A 17,564-nucleotide genomic window follows, 5' to 3' on the forward strand; every position below is an offset into this window, starting at 1 on the left:
CCAGGCGGGGCCTTTTTCCTTTCGGCGCGAAAAGAACCGTTCATGCCCATCATAGCTTCATCAGCCTTACCCTCCACTCCCGCTGAAACCGACCGGGCGACGCTGCTTGCCCGAATACCCGACCTTGCCACGGGGATCGCGAAAGAGGCGGCGCGGCGAGATCTTGAACGCGAGCTGCCGCATGAGGCCTTTCGGCTGTTCAAGGAGGCGGGGCTTGGGGCCTTGCGCATACCGACCACGCTTGGCGGGCCGGGCGGATCGGTGCTCGATTATATCGAGATGATCATGACGATCGGCGCGGCCGACTCCAATGTCGCCCATGCGCTGCGAAGCCACTTCAATTTCACCGAGGCGCTGCTGCTCAATCCGAACGGCGCCGTCGACCGCACGCAGCTTGCCCGCGTCCTCGGCGGTAAACTCTTCGGCGGCGCCCATACGGAGCAGGGGACGAAACGTCCGGGCGAGGTGACGACCCGGCTGACGAAATCCGGCGAAAGTTACCGGCTCAATGGTCGAAAATGGTATGCGACAGGCACGGCGTTTGCCGATTTTGCATCGTTCAGCGCCAGGAACGACGAGGACCAGCTCGTCAGCGTGCTGCTGCCGGTCGACCGCAAGGGGATCGCCATCCTCGACGACTGGGATGGCATGGGCCAGCGCCTGACGGCAAGCGGTGGCGTGCTTCTCGATGATGTCGAAGTGCTGCCGCACGAGATTTCGACGCGCGGGCTGAACACGCTGGTCGGCAGGCACACATCGACGCTACGCCAGCTTCACCTTGCCGCCTCGATGGCGGGCGCGGTCCGCGGTGCGCTGCGCGAGGGCACGGAATATGTGCGCAGGCAGGCGCGTTCGGCAGCCCATAGCGCCGCCGAAACAGCCAATGCCGACCCCTTCGTGCAAAAGATATTGGGCGAGATCGCCGCCGGCTCCTTCGCCGTCGATACGCTGATCCGCGAGAGCGCCCGCGCGCTCGACCGCACGGTGGAAGCCTTCGCGGGCGACGATCCCGAGGCACTGGAAGCAGCCCTCGTCGAAAGTGCGCTGACGACGGCGCGCACCCAGATCGTCGCGTCGCAGCTTGCCCTTGCCGCCGCCACCAACGTCTTCGAGCTGGGCGGCGGTTCGGCGACGTCGCGCCATCTCAATCTCGACCGCCATTGGCGCAATATCCGCACGGTGCTCAACCACAATCCATTGCTGCACAAGGCGCGGGTGGTGGGTGACTACTACATCAACGGCACCACCACGCATCTGGAAGAAGGCAAGGTCTTTTGAACCATGCACACAGACCCGCATTCCTTTCGGTCCATCGCCATCATCGGCGGCGGTTTTGCCGGCGCGCTCACCGCGATCAAGCTGCTCGACAGGACCGAGGTGCCGCTGTCGGTCACGATACTGGAGCCTCGCGAGGAGCTTGGACGCGGGGTGGCCTACAGCACCACCGAAGCCGTTCATCTCGTCAACGGCCCGGCTAGCACCTTTTCGCTGCACCCGGAAGAGCCCGACCATCTGGTTCATTGGCTCGCGGAGAATGCGCCACGCTACGGCTGGACGCCGCCTGCCGATATCGCCTCCAGTTTCCCGCCGCGATACCTCTATGGAGCCTACGTTCGCGACGAGTTGCGCCGGGCCGTCTCGACGGCGCGATCCGGATCGAGCTTCCGCCATGTCAGGGCATCGGCGACCCGCCTCGTTTCCGCTCCGCATAAAATCGAGATCACGACGAGCGAAGGAGAAACCATCGAGGCGGATGAGGTGATCCTTGCCCTCGGCGTCTTCCAGCCCGAGCTGGCGCCTCGCGAGGCGGCGGTCGCCGCTCATCCAGGCTTTGCCGCGTCGCCATGGGACAGCACAGCTCTGGATCGGCTTGTCGACGCTCAGGAGATCCTGCTCATCGGGTCGAGCCTGTCGATGGTCGACGCCGTCGCCAGCATGGAGGCGCGCGGCTTCCGTGGCCACTATCGGGTCATATCCAGACGGGGCCAATTCATCGAGGATCGGCGCAATGCAACGCTGGAGCGCGACTTTCTCGCTGAAGGACCGCTGCCGACCACCGCACGCTCGCTGCTATCCGTCGTCAAGGCCGAGCGCCGCGCATTGGCGGCCGCCGGCAAGGATTGGCAGGCGCTGCCGCTTGCCATCCGGCCGCATATCCTGCCTCTCTGGCAGAAGGCGAGCGATACGGAGAGATTGCGGTTTGCCCGGCATCTCCGGGCGTTCTGGGATGTGACGGCGCATCGCGCCGCACCCGACAGCTATCACGCCGTTTCCAATGCGATTGCCGAGGGCCGCCTCCGGCATCAGCCCGCGCGATTGCTCGCGATGAGGCGCTCCGGCCGCTTGATCGCGGCGACGCTGAAAACCCGATCCGGCACGGAAGTCCGTTCCTTCGGCGGCGTCATCGATTGCCGCGGCCATCAGCTGCACGACTGGCGGCGCATTTCCGATCCCTTCGTCAGGAATTTGCTTGCCAGCGGCGAGGTTCGTCCACACAGCACCGGCTTCGGCATCGATGCCACGGAGCAGGGCGATGTCATCTCCGAAGAGGGGCGTGTCCACCGCAACATCAGCGCCATCGGTCATCCGCTCAGGGGCGTCGCCTGGGAATCGAGCTCGATCACCGAGCAGCGTGCGCAGGCGATCGCGCTGGCGGACCGCATTCTCGGCAAGCTCACTCCGCTTTCGCTTGTCGCTTCGTAAGGCGAGATAAAAAAAGGGGGCGCCGCATCGCCCCCCAAACGATGTGCCGAGAGCCGATCTCAGCCCTCGTTTTCCTTGATATAGACATCCGCGAAATTCGACTGCACGCCTTCGGCGCCGATTGTATGGTTCCGGACCCGCTTGTTGAAGACGGTGACGTTTTCGAGCGCGATCAGGTTGATGACGGGAAGCTCGTCGGCGATGATCTTCTGGAAGTCGTTGAACTCCTGCTTGCGCTTCGCCTCATCGACCTCCACCGACGCCGCCTCGAGAAGCCGGTCGACTTCCGGGTTCTGATAGTGGCTGGCATTGGAGAAGGGCAGTCCGAGCTTGAAGTTCTTCGACCAGTAGATGCGTTGCACGCCAAGCGTCGGATCGAACTGGTTGCCGAGATACTCGGCCGCCAGGTCGAATGCGCGCTCGGTATAGACCTTCTGGATGTAGGTGGAGAAATCATAGGAGTCGATCCGTGCATCGATGCCGATGCGCGCAAGATTCTGCTTCAGATATTCGGCGACGCGCTTGAAGCCCTCGTTGTAGGAATTGTGCGTCAGGCGAAGCGTGAAGCGGATGCCGCCGCCGTTGCGCTTGTAACCCGCTTCGTCGAGCAGCTGTTCGGCGGCTTTCAGATCGAAAGCATAGGGCTTGATCGTGGTATCGAGATATTGCGGCAGGAACGTGCTGATCGGCGTCGGCGAAACGTGTCCATAGCCATACCAGACCGTATTGAGGATCACGTTGAGATCGATGGCGTGGGCAATCGCGCGGCGCACGCGGACATCCTTCAAATACGCGTTGTCGAGGTTGAGGATGAGCTGCGTCTGGTCGCTTTTCGTCTCGTAGCCGCGTGAATCGATGCCGATATTCGGCAGCGCCTTGATGCGGTCGAGGTCGGCGAGCGGAATGGGATTGTCGCCGCCGAGATCGAATTCTCCGGTTTCGAAACCTGCCGCACGAGCGGCGCCATCGGGCACGAAGCGGACGACGACCTGATCAAGATAGGGTTTGCCGGCGTCCCAGTATTCGGGATTGCGCTCCAGGATGATATGGGAGCCGCGCACCCATTCCCGGAAGACGAAGGGACCTGTGCCGACGGGAGCGCCGCCATTCGGGCTGGCCGGAACGTCGGCGATCTTGACGCCTTCATAGAGGTGTCTGGGCACGATCGGGGATTCGGCCGCATAGAGCGCTTTCAGCAGGTAGGGTGCAGGCTTGGAAAGGCGGAATACCGCAGTCAGCGGATCCAGCGTATCGACGGCGACGACGTTGGCAAAAGTGCCCCGCCCGCGGGGATGGACCTGTTTCAGAAGTTCGATCGAATAAGCGACATCAGCAGAGGTAAACGGCTTGCCGTCATGCCATTTGACGTTGGGCCGCAGCTTGAACGTATAGGTCAGTCCGTCGGCGGCGACCGACCATTCCGTCGCGAGCTGCGGTTTCGGCGTCAGGTCGAAGTCGTAGGCGAGAAGGCCCTCGGTGATCTTCGGACTGATTTTCTGCGTGCCGCCGGCGGTGTGGGCAAGCGCCAGGATCGTCGGCGGTTCGGGTTCGACGATGAAGTTGAGCGTGCCTCCGCGCGGAGGTGCTGTATCTGCCGCGTAGGTTGCGGTAGACGGCAGAAAGGTCGCGGCGGTGGAGAGCAGAAGCAATTGATTGAAACGGCGGCGATTGATGGTCATTCGGTTTTCCTTGCCGGCTGAATGGATGGGCATTTTCGGGTGCTGGACCGGCAAAACGGAAGAATGTTTTTCTCATCGGCCGAGAAAGAAAAGCTTTTCGAAATTCGGCCAGGCAGAGGGTGCGTGCATATTTATCTAGTAAAAATATAGACTATTTTGCGATTTTAGTTTTTGCTTCCACGCGGCCAGCCGGTCATGGAAGAAAATGTCCGTCCACTTCCGGACAAACGCAAAGCGCGTTCTCGTCTTCGAGGGCCGGATCGTGCTGCAATCGCAGCATGAACACGCCTATCAGCAAACGAAAAAAAGCCATCCAGCCGACCTTGGCGCGCCTGCCGCCATTGACGTCGCTGCGCGCCTTCGTGGCTACCGCGCGGCACCTGAACTTTCTGGGTGCCGCCGAAGAGCTGCACGTCACTTCGGCTGCCGTCGGCCAGCAGATCCGTCTGCTGGAGGACTATCTCGGCCAGCCGCTCTTTCATCGCGTGAGGGGGCAGCTGCAACTGACGGCTGCCGGCCTGGCGCTCGTTCCCGGCCTGACCGACGCTTTCGACGCCGTGCTCGAGACGATGACGCAGTTTATTTCCAGCGATCACGAGCTGCCTGTCCGCGTTTCCGTGGCACCGTCCTTCGCAAGCAAATGGCTGATCCCCCGACTGGACGGGTTGAGGAGGGCGGCGCCCGGCTTGCAGATCCTGGTCGACGCCTCGACCCAATTGACGGATCTCAATGCCGGCGACACCGATTGCGCCATTCGCTACGGCAGCGGCGGCTACCCCGGTCTGGTCGTCGATCATCTCTTCTCGGAAGCTGTCGTGCCGATCTGCAGCCCCGAATTTGCCGAGCGCCATTGGCTCTGGAACGACCCGCAGGCGATAGAGGGAGCGCCGCTCCTGCACGAGGACGGCGTCGAGCACGATCACTCCTGCCCTGACTGGAGCGCGTGGTTGCGCGCCGAAGGGCTGTCCTGCCGGTTGCCGCAAGGCGGATTCCGCCTCAACCAGTCTTCGCTGGTCATTGATGCGGCTCTGGCGGGACAGGGGCTCGGCCTCGGCAAGGTCAGGCTGGCGGAGTCCGATTTGAAGGCGGGCCGCCTTGTCAGTCCCTTCGGCAGTTTGCAGCCGGTGAGCTTTTCCTATTTCTTCGTCACGACGCAACCCAAGGCGCGCGTCATGCGCGTCGAGCTTTTCCGCAATTGGCTTCAGGCCGAGGCGAAGGCGCTGCAAGCCGTCGGCGATGCCCTGTCGTGGCACTCACTCCGCAAACTCGACATCGCCGCGGCCGAATGACGCCGGTCACTTCAGCCTGAAACCGAGGCGCCGGGCGGCAACGCCGAGCAGGTGCCGTCCCTTCAGCGCCTCGACGGTGCCGATCCTGTTCTTCACCTGTACCGTCCAGTCGATGCGCGGCATGCGCTGTTCCGCCTGGAAATCCTGCAAAACACTGTTGTAGTGACGCAGATCTTCCGGCCTTTGCCGTCGGTCGTATTGCTCGTTGTGCAGCACGCTTGCTTGCGGCAGACGCGGCTTGACGGCGGCCGGTGCGGCAGGATCCGGATAGCCGACCGTCAGGCCGAAGACCGGAAACACGCCCTCCGGCAATGCCAGTTCGCGCGCGACGATTTCCGGATCGTTACGGATGGCACCGATATAGCAGGTGCCGAGGCCTTGCGACTCCAGGGCGACAACGGCATTCTGCGCGGCCAGCGCCGCATCGATGACGCCCAGCAGAAAGCTTTCCACATAGTCCAGGCCATCGGCGGCGGAACCTTGGTCAGCGGCAATGCGGCGCGGTCTCGAAAGGTCCGCAAGCCAGATCAGCAGCAACGGTGCCTGCGTGATCTGCCTCTGTGTTCCGGCAACGGCGTTCAGGCGGGCCTTGCGCGCATCGTCCCGGACGGCGACGACGCTCCAGGCCTGGAGATTGGATGAGCTCGGCGCGGATTGTGCCGCCGCGACGGCAAGGCGCAGGATATCGTCCGGAACCGCCTTCGGCAGATAATCGCGCACGGTGCGATGAGACAGCAGCGTCTCGATCGTTTCGTTCCAGTCCGCAGCAAGAGGCTGGCTGTTGCGATAACGTTCCCTTATGAGCGCGGCGAGCCGATCATCGTCCGGAAGCTTTGCTGTCGCCACTGACGTCATGCTCTTTCTCCTTCATTCTGCGGCTATGGCATAGGGGTTGGCGGGCCGGGAGAGACCCAGATGATCACGCAGCGTACGGCCGGCATAGCTCTTCCGGAACAGACCGCGGCGCCGCAGGATAGGCACCACTTCATCGACGAAGACTTCCAGGCCATGCGGCAGGACATCCGGCATCAGGTTGAAGCCATCTGCGGCACCGGCAGCAAACCACGTCTCGATATCGTCGGCGATCGCTTCCGGCGTGCCGACGATGGTGCGATGTCCGGTTCCGCCATTCAATGCACGAATGAGGCCGCGCACGGTCAATTTCTCGTGCTGTGCCAGGGCTAGCGTCGCCCGAAAGAACGTGTGTCCGCCATCGGCCGGCAGCGGAATGCCGTCGGGCAGGGGCTCATCCAGCTTCAGCCGGCCCGGATCGATTTGCAGAACGCCGGCAAGCCGCGAAAGGCTGTATTCCAGCGGGATGAGTTCGCGCAGTTCTTCCTGCCGCTGCCGGGCTTCCGCCTCGGTGCTGCCGATGATGGTTGCTAGGCCGGCGAGCACCAGCAGGCTGTCCGGCGTCCGGCCGTAGCGTGCGGCGCGCTGCCTGAGATCGCCGGCATAGTCGAGCGACTCTTCCAGCGACTGCGAGGCGGAAAACACGGCTTCCGCATGCCGGGCCGCGAGCTCGCGGCCATCGTCGGACCCGCCGGCCTGCACGATGACGGGATGCCCCTGCGGCGGGCGCGGGACGTTGTGGGGACCGTGCACGGAAAAATGCTTGCCGCGATGGGCGATCGCATGAACCTTGCTCGTATCGACGAACTGCCCGGTGGCGACATCGCCGATAAAGGCATCTTCCTCCCAGCTATCCCACAGCGCTTTCACGACGGTTGTAAATTCCGCTGCGCGCTCATAGCGGCTTTGATGCGCGACCGGCTTCTCCAGACCGAAGTTGCGGCTTTGCGAGAGGTCGGCGCTGGTCACGATGTTCCAGCCGACGCGGCCGCCGCTCGCATGATCGAGCGTCGCAAAGCGGCGCGCGATGTTATAGGGCTCGTTATAGGTGGTCGACGCCGTCGCGATCAGGCCGATCCGCTCGGTATGGGCAGCGACCGAGGCCAGCACGATGGTCGGCTCAAGCGAGGTGAGCGGCCTGAAATCGATGCGATCCGATATGGCCGCCTGATCGGCGAGGAAAATCGCGTCGAAGGTGCCGCGCTCGGCAATCCGCGCGACATTGATATAGTGGTTGATATCGAAGGACGCGCGCGGATCGCTGCCCTGCATGCGCCAGGCAGCCGGCGAAAAGCCGGAATGCAGGATGTTGATATTAAGGTGGAGTTCGCGTTTTCTGCTCACTGAAATATCCCCGGTTCCGGAAACTCGCCGTCCAGGAACCATGTCCCGACATTGCGGGTCTTGTATTCGGCGGGGTTATGAAGCGTGTGGATGCGTACGTTGCGCCAGAAACGGTCGAACCCAAGCGGCCTGACGGCGGACCTTGCGCCCATGACTTCGAAAATCTCGCTGGTCACTTCAAGGGCAACGCGGCCGGCGAGCACATTTGCGGACGCAACGGCGATGGCTGCCTCGCCACGATCCTGCGCGGTGAGATCCTGCCCTTTTTCAAAGACGGCATCGACCGCTGCCAAAGCCCGGTCCGCAAGTGCCGTTGCGGCCTGCACCTTGATCCATAGCTCGCCATATTGCCTTTTGATCCACGGATCGTCGGCGTGCCGCTCGACACCGGAAAAGATCCACGGGCGCGATTTCGTGACGGTATAGTCGCGCGCCGCCATCAACGCGCCCTGAGCGCTGCCGATGAAGACGTTGAGAAGCACGCTCTGCTGTTGCAGCGGCGCAAGCAGGGCGGCCGGGTTTGGTGGTCGCTCCGGCCATATTTCGTCGTCGCTGATCTCGACATCCTTGTAGAAGACGCGGCCGCTTCCGGTCTGCCTCTGGCCGATCCCGTCCCAATCGTCGGCGATGGTGATGCCGTCGCGGTCTGCCGGAACATAGGCGAAGCTCCGCTTGTTTGTTTCCTCGTCTTCCCAGGCGACCATCAGGTAGTCGGCGACATGGGAGCCCGAGGCGAACGGCCTGAACCCGTTGAGGATGACCTTCCCGGCGTGCCGCCGGCCGAAGAGACTCTTGGAGAAGCTGTTCGTGGTGTTTCCCCAGAACCAGCGACCCGTCGCCGAACGACGCAGGATATCCCGGGACCGTTCATTCCCAACCGTGGCGACGGCGTTCTGCAATGGGCTGAAATGATAGCCGTAGAGATGGCCGAGCGAGCCGTCCGTCCTGGCGAATTCTCGCACGATCCGCATGGCCGTGGAGTAACGCTCGCCAGCGCCCCCGAACTCTTTCGGGATCAGCAGATTGACGAGGCCGCTCTCCTTGAGCAGCCTGATTTGCTCGCCGGGCCTGCCGCCCGATTGATCCCTCTCGGTGGCATCGCGGGCGAAGATCTCACGCAGTTCGGCCGCCTTTGCCAGAAACGGGTTCGCCTTGTCGGTCTCGAAGAGGGCAGGCGAAGCAGAGGGCGGCTCGAAGCCGCCGGGTTTTACGGTCATGGCGACCTCCGTTCATCAGTGCAAATGTGGAAAGCCGTGCCGCTCGGCGAGCAGCTCGAGGATGCGATCGGTGGAATTGACGAAGCGCGTGCCATTCCAGTCGCCGGCATCATCAGGCGGGTTTTCCGCGAAAACGAGGAGCGGCAGGGACTGGTTTTCCTCGCCGGCGACGTCGATCACCTTTTGTCGGGGACGCAGAAAAGCAACCCTTTCGACATCGATTGCCGAAGCAAGGTCCGGGAAGGAGGCGAGCAATCCCTCGATCACGTTGCAATAGGGGCAGACGAAGCTGATGCCCGGATGCTTCGGATCGGCAAAGCCGGGCGAAATGAGGAACAATTTGTCACGGGCCATCTGGTGTTCTCCTATTCTGCTGCGACCGCATTGCCTGCGGAAAAACGATTGCCCGGACGCTTGAGACCGAGATTTTCCCGCAGCGTCGCGCCCTCATATTCGGTGCGGAACAGGCCGCGTCGGCGCAACTCCGGCACGACGAGCGCGATAAAATCGGCAAGGCCACCGGGCATGATCGGCGCCATGATGTTGAAGCCGTCGGCACCGTAGTTTTCGAAGCGCTCTTCCATGACATCGGCGATCTGTGTCGGCGTGCCCACCACCTGCCAATGCCCGCGCGCCCCGGCGATGCGCAGATAGAGCTGGCGAATGGTCAGGTTCTCGCGACGGGCGAGATCCAGTACCAGTTCCTGCCGGCTTTTGCCGGCGTTGGTTGCCGGCGGCTCGGGCGGCACCGGGCCGTCAAGCGGATAGGAACTCAGATCGACGCCGGTCAGCTGCGAGAGAAGATTGAGGCCGACTTCCGGCTGGATGAGGTCCTGCAGGGCCTGGAATTTATCCTCGGCCTCCGCCTCGCTGCGGCCGACCACAGGAAAGATGCCCGGCAGGATCTTCAAGTCGTCCGGCGAGCGGCCATACTTGCCGAGCCGGCCCTTGACGTCGGCATAGAAGGCCTTCGCCTCGTCAAGGGTGATCTGCGCGGCAAAAATGGCTTCGGCGGTGCGTGCGGCCAGTTCCTTGCCCGGTTCGGAAGCTCCGGCCTGCACCACGACTGGCCGCCCCTGCGGCGAACGCGGAATGTTCAGCGGACCACGAACCTTGAAGTGACGTCCTTTATGGTCGAGCCGGTGCAGCTTCTCCGGATCGAAATAGCGGCCGCTCTCGCGATCCCGAACGAACGCATCGTCCTCCCAGCTGTCCCAGAGGCCGAGCACGACATCGGCGAACTCCTCTGCCCGGTCGTAACGGTCGGCATGCAGGACCTGCGCATCGTGGCCGAAATTGAAGGCGGCGTCGGGATCGGACGAGGTCACGAGATTCCAGCCGGCGCGGCCGCCGCTCAAGCGGTCGAGCGAGCCGAACTGACGTGCCAGATTGAATGGATCGGAAAAGCTCGTCGAGGCGGTGGCGATCAGGCCGATATTGCGGGTGGCGCTTGCAAGCGCCGAGAGCAGCGTGATCGGCTCGAACGGATAGACCCCGCTATGCGCCTTCCGGCTTGCGGCATTTATATCCTTCAGCCGGGCGGCGACGCCGTCGGCAAAGAAGATGGTGTCGAACTTGGCGGATTCGGCGAGCTTCGCGAGCTCGAGATAGTTCTCGAACTCGGTGCCCACCGATGCCTGCGGATGCCGCCATGCCGCGACATGATGGCCGGTAAAAAGCAGGAAGGCACCAAGCTTGATCTGATCCTTGCGTCTTGCCATGGGGTGTCCTTTCAGCGGTACATGGCCGGAATGGGGAATTCGCCGGTCAGCAGCCATGTGCCTATCGTGCGCTTCTTGTATTCGGCGGGATTGTGGAGCGTGTGGGTGCGCACATTGCGCCAGAAGCGGTCGAAACCGTTGGCCGTGGTTGCCGATCGTGCGCCCATGACCTCGAAAATCTCGCTGGAGACGGCAAGCCCGATCTCGCCGGCATAGATATTGGCCGTGGCGATATCGATGGCCGCCGCCCCGCGATCCTCGTGCGTCAGGCCGGGCCCCCGGTTGAAGGCTTCGTCGAGGCTGCGTGCCGCCTTGTCGGCAAGCTCGGCCGCAGCCAGCGTGCGGATGTAGAGGTCGCCATATTGCCGCTTGATCCACGGATCGTCCGAGTGCCTGTCGACACCGGAATGGATCCAGGGCCGCGACGATGCCGTCGTATAATCCCGGCCCTCTTCCAGGGCGCCTTGCGCGCTGCCGACGAAGACGTTGAGCAACACGCTTTGCTGCAGCAGGGACGTCAACGATGTGTAGGGCGTAAGGGGAATTGCAGGCGAGGCGATGAGTTCGTCATCCCAGATCTCAAGATCGTGAAAGCTGACGGTGCCGCTCCCGGTCTGGCGCTGGCCGATGCCGTCCCAGTCATCCTCTATGACGATACCCTGCCGGTCGGCCGGCACGGCGGCCGTGAGGCGTTCCCCCTGGGCATTTTCGAAGGAGATCTGGATATAGTCGGCCACATGCGAACCGGAGGAAAACGGGCGGGAGCCGTTGACCAGCCAGCCATTGTCGATCTTGCGCCCCGACGATGTCCTTGACATTGCATTGCCGGAGTTGCCCCAGACGAAGTTGCCGGCGGCCGAAGCCCGCAGCAATCGTTCCCTTTGCACGTCCGAGCCGCGAAAGAGAACGAGGTTCAGCGGCAGGTGATGATAGCCGAAGAGATGCGCGAGCGACCCATCGGTGCGGGCGAATTCGCGCACGACCCGCAGGATGGAGAGCCAGGAGGCGCCCCGGCCGCCATAGCGCGTGGGAATCTGCGCGGAAGGCAATTCGCTTTCCTTCAGCAGACGGATCTGCTCGGTTGGCCTGCCGCCCGCCTTGTCACGTTCCACTGCGTCTCGATGGAACGCTTGTCTGAGTTCGATGGCTTTGGCAACGAACGGATCGGATGCGTCTGAATTGAAAGACATGTCTGCTCCATGCCGATGGATACGAGCGGCGTCTGGCCGCCTCAGGCATGAAGGGTTCGGTGAGAACAGGCCCAAGTCCAGCAATATCTATTTGATCCGGCAGGAAGAAATTCTTTTCAGGGCAGGGATCGGGGTCGCGGGTCCATGATCGTTCGCGATCATTCGATGCCGGCCGCGAGGAACGTTCTGCGCACGATCAAGCTCGTGGCGCGATGACAATTCGAAGCGTCGGCGGTAAATAGAATATAATTTCTATAGATTATAATCTTTAATGGTTAGCCTTCTTCCGCAGCGATGATGGAGAAGACGATGACGGGCAGACGACGGCAATTGAAACTTGGGGCTTTCCTCTACCCCACCGGCCATCACATCGCCGCATGGCGGCATCCTTTGACGCAGGCCGACGCCGGTTCCAACTTTGCCCACTATGTCGAGCTGGCGCAAATCGCCGAAGCCGCGAAATTCGATCTGATCTTCATGGCCGACGGCGTCGGCACGCGCGGCGAGGATACCGAAGCGCTCCATCGTACCGCCCTTCGCTATGTCGCGCAGTTCGAGCCGATCACATTGCTTTCGGCACTTGCGGCAGTGACGAAGAACATCGGTTTTGTCGCCACTGCCTCGACATCGTTCAACGAACCCTATCACATCGCCCGCAAATTCGCCTCTCTCGATCATATCAGCGGCGGCCGGGCCGGCTGGAATCTAGTGACGTCATCGAGCGATCACGAGGCGCATAATTTCGGCAGGGACGAGCATTATGCCCATGCCGAGCGCTACGACCGCGCCGAAGAATTTGCCGATGTGGTGCTTGGTCTCTGGGATACCTGGGAGGAAGACGCTTTCCCTCGCGACAAGCAGAGCGGCGTCTACTACGATCCCGCCAAGCAGCATATCCTCAATCACAAGGGCAGGCATTTCAAGGTCCGCGGGCCGTTGAATGTGGCGCGCGCACCGCAAGGACACCCGGTTCTGGTTCAGGCCGGCTCTTCCGAGCCGGGCAAGGAGCTCGCCGCCCGCACGGCCGAGGTGGTCTTCACGGCTCACCAGACCATCGAGGACGCCCGGACCTTCTACGCCGATCTCAAGGGACGCCTTGGGAAATACGGCCGAACTCACGACGACCTCAAGATCATGCCGGGGATCTTTCCGGTTGTCGGCAGGACGCACGAAGAGGCGCAACGCAAGTTCGCCGAAATCCAGGACCTCATCCATCCGGCAGTCGGCCTTTCGATGCTGAACGGCATGTCGGGCGGCATCGACCTGTCGCAATATCCGCTTGACGGCCCGGTTCCGGATCTGCCGGAAACGAATGGCAGCAAGAGCCGGCAACGATTGCTGCTTGACCTTGCGCGCCGCGAAAATCTGACGATCCGGCAGCTCTACCTCCGGATTGCCGGGGCGCGGGGTCATTGGCAGATCGTCGGCACCCCGACCGAGATTGCCGATCGGATGGAGGAATGGTTCAAGACGGGTGCGGCCGACGGCTTCAATGTCATGCCGCCGCAGCTGCCGACCGGCCTTTACGATTTTGTCGAGCATGTGCTGCCGGAATTGCGTCGCCGCGGCCTCTTCCGAAGCGAGTACGAGGGCGCGACTCTTCGCGATAATCTCGGATTGAAGGTGCCGCAGCATCCGGCCCGGCGGCAAGTCGCGGCGGAGTAGCAAAGCCATGGGCAATTCCTTGCATCTGCAGATCAGCCACGTCACTCGACAGTTCAAGGTCAATGGCGAGATCCTGACCGCTCTTGACGATGTGAGCCTCGATGTCGCCGAAGGCGAATTCGTTACCATCGTCGGCGCGAGCGGCTGCGGTAAATCGACCTTGCTGCGGCTAGGCGCCGGTCTCGACACCCCCACGTCGGGTTTCGTCGGCCATGCCGGCCGGTCAGTCACCGAACCCAGCCTCGAACGCGGCATCGTTTTTCAGGAGCCACGGCTTTTCCCGTGGCTGACGGTCGGCCGCAACATCGCGCTCGGCCTGGAAAACTCCCGCCTGCCGAAAGCCGAGAAAAAGAAGCTGGTCCAATCCCATCTCGAGCTTGTCGGGCTCTCCGGCTTCGCCGACGCCTATCCGCACCAGCTTTCCGGCGGCATGGCGCAACGCGCCGGTATCGCCAGGGGGCTGGTCAATCGTCCCAACGTTCTCTTTCTCGACGAGCCCTTCGGTGCGCTGGACGCCATCACCAAGGCCAGGCTGCAGGACGAGTTGCAGACGATCTGGGCGAAGGAGCGCATCACCATGGTTCTGGTGACGCACGATGTCGAGGAGGCGGTCTATCTCGGGGATCGCGTCGTCGTCATGTCGCCCCGGCCGGGCCGCATCCGCGACGTCATCCCGGTGGAGTTGCCGCGCCCGCGCGCTCGAACCTCTCCGCGGCTGGTCGAGATCCGCAATCGCGTGCTCGAAAGCCTCAATGAAACCGCGCCGGCATCTCGTCCGGCGCCCGTCACGCAAGGCCGGGCAGCCGAAACCAGGCCTGCCGTCCTCGCTGCAGAATAGAAACGGAGCAAAAGATGAAACTGCCAGATATGTCGCGTTTGGTCGCCGGAGCCGCCATCGCCCTGACCTTGTTTTCGGCGTCCGCCAGGGCTCAGGACCCGCTCGTCATTCATGTCGGCTACGCGGCAATAGGCGTCGACAATCGCCCCTATTCCGAGGGGACGTCCGCCGCAACGGCGCGAGCAGGCGAATTCCTCGAAAAGGAATTTGCCGGCGATCCGAACGTCAAGATCGAATGGACCTTCTTCAAGGGGGCCGGCCCGGCCGTCAACGAAGGCTTTGCCAATGACCAGCTCGATTTCGCCTATCAGGGCGATCTTCCCGCGCTGATAGGTCGGGCAACGGGCCTGAAGACCAGGTTTCTGCTGGCGAGCGGTGCGCGCAAGCCGCTCTATCTCGCCGTTGCCAAAGGCTCCGGCATCAAGACGATCGAAGACCTGAAGGGACGCAAGATCGCGCTGCAGCGCGGCACCAACGGCCACCTCGCGGCCATCAAGGTGCTGGAGGCGCATGGACTGACCGAGCGGGATATCCAGGTCGTCAACCTCGACAGCGCCGGCACGGTTGCCGCTTTGACCAGCAAGGACATCGACGCCGCCTTCGGCGACACGCAGCTGATCAATCTGGCGGCCAAGGGCAGCGCCGATATCGTCTACACCACGAAGGGTGACGATCCGCGCTTTGGCCGCAACGCGGGTATTATCGCCCGCGAGGCTTTCATCGACGCCCATCCCGAAATTACGCAGCGCGTGGTGGATGCCTTCGTCAAGGCGGCGCAATGGTCGTCGGAGGAAGCGAACCGCTCGGCGCTGTTCGAGCTATGGCACAAGTCCGGAACGCCCGTTCCGATCCTTGAGGAGTACTTCCGCAACGATACGCTGGCCTATCGCAATTCACCGCTGATCGATGGCCTGCTGGTTTCGCAGTACAAGGAGCAGGCGGTCAAGAGCAAGGAATATGGCCTTATCCGCCGCGATGTCGATCTGAATGGCTGGTTCGAGCCGAAATACCTCGACAAGGCGCTGGAAAAGCTCGGCCTGACCAAATTCTGGCAGCCCTATGGAGCCGACGGAAAGCCGGCCGCCTCCTGAACGGGAGCGGCCGAGCGAAGGAGGCTTGCGTGAGCGCCATTATCGAGACTATCGGCCGCGCCGGTATCGGGCTTCCCTCCGCCAGGGCACGGCGGCTGGCCGTGCTTGCGACGGACCTGATCTTTCCGCTTGCCTTGTTCGGCCTCTGGTGGATCGCCTCTGCCAGAGGCTGGCTGCCCGAGCAGATTCTGCCGGCGCCGGCCTACGTCTACCAGACCGGCCGCGACATGATCCTGAGCGGCGAGCTTCTTTATCACACCGGCGTCAGCCTGGGTCGCGTCCTCGTCGGTTTTACGATTGGTGCCGGGCTGGGGCTTGCTCTCGGGATCGCCATGGGGCTTTCGGAAACGGTCGAGGATTATGTAAAGCCGCTCTTCCTTGCCTTCGCGCAAATTCCGACCCTCGGTTGGATCCCGCTTCTGATGCTGCTGGTCGGCATCGAAGAGACATTGAAGATCATCATCATCGCCAAGGGCGCCATCGTGCCGATGACGATGAATACCTTGACCGGGATCCGTGGCGTGTCGCCGAAATACATCGAGGTCGGCCGGGCGTTGCGCTTCAATCGCTGGCAGATGCTGCGGCTGATCGTGCTGCCGGGAGCCGTTCCCTCCATATTCACCGGCATCCGCTACGGCCTTACCCATTCCTGGACATCGCTTGTCGGCGTCGAATTGCTCGCGTCGTCCGAAGGGCTTGGCTATCTGCTGGTCTGGGGCAGGCAGATGTTCTGGCTGGATACCGTCATCGTCGCGATGATCGCCATCGGATTGGTCGGCTTCATCATGGACAAGGGGCTCGATCGCACCGAATTGCTGATCCAGCGCTGGAAACGACAGGAGTCCTGAGGATGGCGACAGCGAGCCGTTTCGTCCGTTTCCGGCGTGGCATTACCTTGCCGATCCTCCTGTTTGTTGCGTGGGAGGTTTCGAGCCGGACCGGCCTCGTCGATGCGCGATTCCTGCCTCCTCTGGAAGACGTCGCTGCCACCGCCAAGCGTGAGCTGATCGACAACGATCTCATCGGCGAATTGGGCTTCAGCCTGATGCGAAACATCGCCGGTTTTCTCATCGGATGCGTGCTCGGTGTCGGCTTTGCAAGCCTGCTTGCGCTGTCGCGGATTGCCGACCGGTTGATCATGCCGACGTTCAACGGGCTAAAGCAGATATCTCTTCTCGCCTGGATACCGCTGATTTCCGTCTGGTTCGGCTTTGGCGAACAGGCCAAGATCGTCTTCGTCGCTCTCGCGGCCTTCATTCCCATCGTGCTCAACACCTATGACGGCATGCGCGAGGCTCCCGCCGAGCTTCTGGAGGTCGCAAGGGCATTGAAATTCAACGCCCGCCAGAGGGCATTGCGAATCTACATACCGGCGGCGATGCCATCGATCGCGACCGGCGTGCATCTGGGCTTGATCTATGCCTGGCTCGCAACGGTCGGAGCGGAATATTTCCTGGCGGTCGGCCCCGGCATCGGCGGCCTGGTCATCGCCGGCCGCGAGAGATTCGATATGGCGCTGGTGATGGTCGGCGTTCTCGTCCTGGGCCTCGTCGGCTTCACGCTCAACCGTCTGGCCTATGCGCTGGAGAGCTATCTTTTGCGCTGGCGACCTAGGCAAGCCGGATGAGGACGCCAGGCAAGGGATAGCCGATCAGCGGCGTTCTCCGCGGAAGCCGGATATCGGGCTTCGTGCCGATCTTGCAGAGGAATCCATGGTCAAGGTCCAGCCACAGGGCGCTATCGGTGCCGTCGTCGAACTGAGCTGATTGACGCTATAAATTCCAGCGTCTGGTGGCCCGCCGTTTGAGAGAATTTCTGTTCAGATCACTGGTTCGACAGGACCGTCGTCTCGTCCTTTCGCTGCCATGCAAGAACGCTTTTCTCACGAGAATTAATCGTAAAATACGACTAATATTCGATGATTTATCGTCCTCCCGGGATCGCCTTGAGCCGCCGGGCGTTGGACTTGAATTCC

15 protein-coding genes are annotated in these 17,564 nt (G+C 62.3%); 8 read left to right on the top strand and 7 right to left on the bottom strand.

The genetic code is table 11. The annotated features are described in order from the left end of the window. Window positions 1–42: 42 nt before the first annotated feature. Window positions 43–1,278: an acyl-CoA dehydrogenase family protein gene (locus tag ACJJVH_RS29155; protein ID WP_412066854.1), complete on the top strand. Its 1,236-nt coding sequence runs from the start codon at window positions 43–45 to the stop codon at window positions 1,276–1,278. Window positions 1,279–1,281: 3 nt separating this feature from the next. Further along, window positions 1,282–2,703 (top strand): FAD/NAD(P)-binding protein, encoded by a 1,422-nt coding sequence (locus ACJJVH_RS29160; protein ID WP_412066855.1) that lies wholly within the window; start codon window positions 1,282–1,284, stop codon window positions 2,701–2,703. A gap of 59 nt (window positions 2,704–2,762) precedes the next feature. Here the strand turns inward: ACJJVH_RS29160 and ACJJVH_RS29165 are convergent, their stop codons facing one another. Next, on the bottom strand, window positions 2,763–4,382 hold the full coding sequence (locus tag ACJJVH_RS29165) for an ABC transporter substrate-binding protein (protein WP_113435133.1): 1,620 nt from the start codon (window positions 4,380–4,382) through the stop codon (window positions 2,763–2,765). Between the two features lie 278 nt (window positions 4,383–4,660). On the opposite strand from ACJJVH_RS29165, the gene ACJJVH_RS29170 reads away from it, so the two are divergent. Further along, window positions 4,661–5,671 carry a LysR substrate-binding domain-containing protein gene (locus ACJJVH_RS29170; protein WP_113435132.1) on the top strand — a complete coding sequence of 337 codons (1,011 nt, stop codon included), beginning with the start codon at window positions 4,661–4,663 and terminating at the stop codon, window positions 5,669–5,671. 6 nt (window positions 5,672–5,677) lie between these two features. Here ACJJVH_RS29170 and ACJJVH_RS29175 read toward each other — a convergent pair whose 3' ends face one another. From ACJJVH_RS29175 to ACJJVH_RS29200, 6 genes are read right to left on the bottom strand one after another with little or no spacing between them, the layout of a single operon-like run. Next, window positions 5,678–6,526 carry an NADPH-dependent oxidoreductase gene (locus tag ACJJVH_RS29175; RefSeq protein WP_113435131.1) on the bottom strand — a complete coding sequence of 283 codons (849 nt, stop codon included), beginning with the start codon at window positions 6,524–6,526 and terminating at the stop codon, window positions 5,678–5,680. A gap of 12 nt (window positions 6,527–6,538) precedes the next feature. Further along, window positions 6,539–7,909, bottom strand: coding sequence for an LLM class flavin-dependent oxidoreductase (locus ACJJVH_RS29180; RefSeq protein ID WP_412066856.1), 1,371 nt, complete (start codon window positions 7,907–7,909; stop codon window positions 6,539–6,541). After that, window positions 7,864–9,084 carry an acyl-CoA dehydrogenase family protein gene (locus tag ACJJVH_RS29185; protein ID WP_412066857.1) on the bottom strand — a complete coding sequence of 407 codons (1,221 nt, stop codon included), beginning with the start codon at window positions 9,082–9,084 and terminating at the stop codon, window positions 7,864–7,866. Before ACJJVH_RS29185 ends, ACJJVH_RS29180 begins: the two co-directional genes overlap by 46 nt. A 15-nt stretch (window positions 9,085–9,099) precedes the next feature. Continuing rightward, window positions 9,100–9,438 (bottom strand): DUF3088 domain-containing protein, encoded by a 339-nt coding sequence (locus ACJJVH_RS29190; protein WP_113358379.1) that lies wholly within the window; start codon window positions 9,436–9,438, stop codon window positions 9,100–9,102. Window positions 9,439–9,449: 11 nt separating this feature from the next. Then, window positions 9,450–10,805, bottom strand: a complete 1,356-nt coding sequence (locus ACJJVH_RS29195; protein ID WP_113358378.1) for an LLM class flavin-dependent oxidoreductase — start codon at window positions 10,803–10,805, stop codon at window positions 9,450–9,452. Between the two features lie 11 nt (window positions 10,806–10,816). Next, entirely contained in the window at window positions 10,817–11,995 is a 1,179-nt protein-coding gene (locus ACJJVH_RS29200) for an acyl-CoA dehydrogenase family protein (RefSeq protein WP_113435127.1), read from the bottom strand. Window positions 11,996–12,304: 309 nt separating this feature from the next. On the opposite strand from ACJJVH_RS29200, the gene ACJJVH_RS29205 reads away from it, so the two are divergent. From ACJJVH_RS29205 to ACJJVH_RS29225, 5 genes are read left to right on the top strand one after another with little or no spacing between them, the layout of a single operon-like run. Then, the gene (locus ACJJVH_RS29205) at window positions 12,305–13,660 is read left to right on the top strand and encodes an LLM class flavin-dependent oxidoreductase (protein WP_113435126.1); all 1,356 of its coding nucleotides are present in this window, start codon (window positions 12,305–12,307) and stop codon (window positions 13,658–13,660) included. A gap of 7 nt (window positions 13,661–13,667) precedes the next feature. Continuing rightward, entirely contained in the window at window positions 13,668–14,498 is an 831-nt protein-coding gene (locus ACJJVH_RS29210; RefSeq protein ID WP_113435125.1) for an ABC transporter ATP-binding protein, read from the top strand. 14 nt (window positions 14,499–14,512) lie between these two features. Continuing rightward, complete coding sequence (locus ACJJVH_RS29215; protein WP_113435124.1) at window positions 14,513–15,589, top strand: ABC transporter substrate-binding protein; 1,077 nt, start codon at window positions 14,513–14,515, stop codon at window positions 15,587–15,589. A gap of 29 nt (window positions 15,590–15,618) precedes the next feature. Further along, on the top strand, window positions 15,619–16,437 hold the full coding sequence (locus ACJJVH_RS29220) for an ABC transporter permease (RefSeq protein ID WP_412066858.1): 819 nt from the start codon (window positions 15,619–15,621) through the stop codon (window positions 16,435–16,437). A 2-nt stretch (window positions 16,438–16,439) separates the two neighbouring features. Continuing rightward, complete coding sequence (locus tag ACJJVH_RS29225) at window positions 16,440–17,216, top strand: ABC transporter permease (protein ID WP_113435122.1); 777 nt, start codon at window positions 16,440–16,442, stop codon at window positions 17,214–17,216. Window positions 17,217–17,564: the final 348 nt, after the last annotated feature.

This window comes from Rhizobium sp. SYY.PMSO (genome assembly GCF_046840415.1).
GTDB lineage: Bacteria > Pseudomonadota > Alphaproteobacteria > Rhizobiales > Rhizobiaceae > Rhizobium.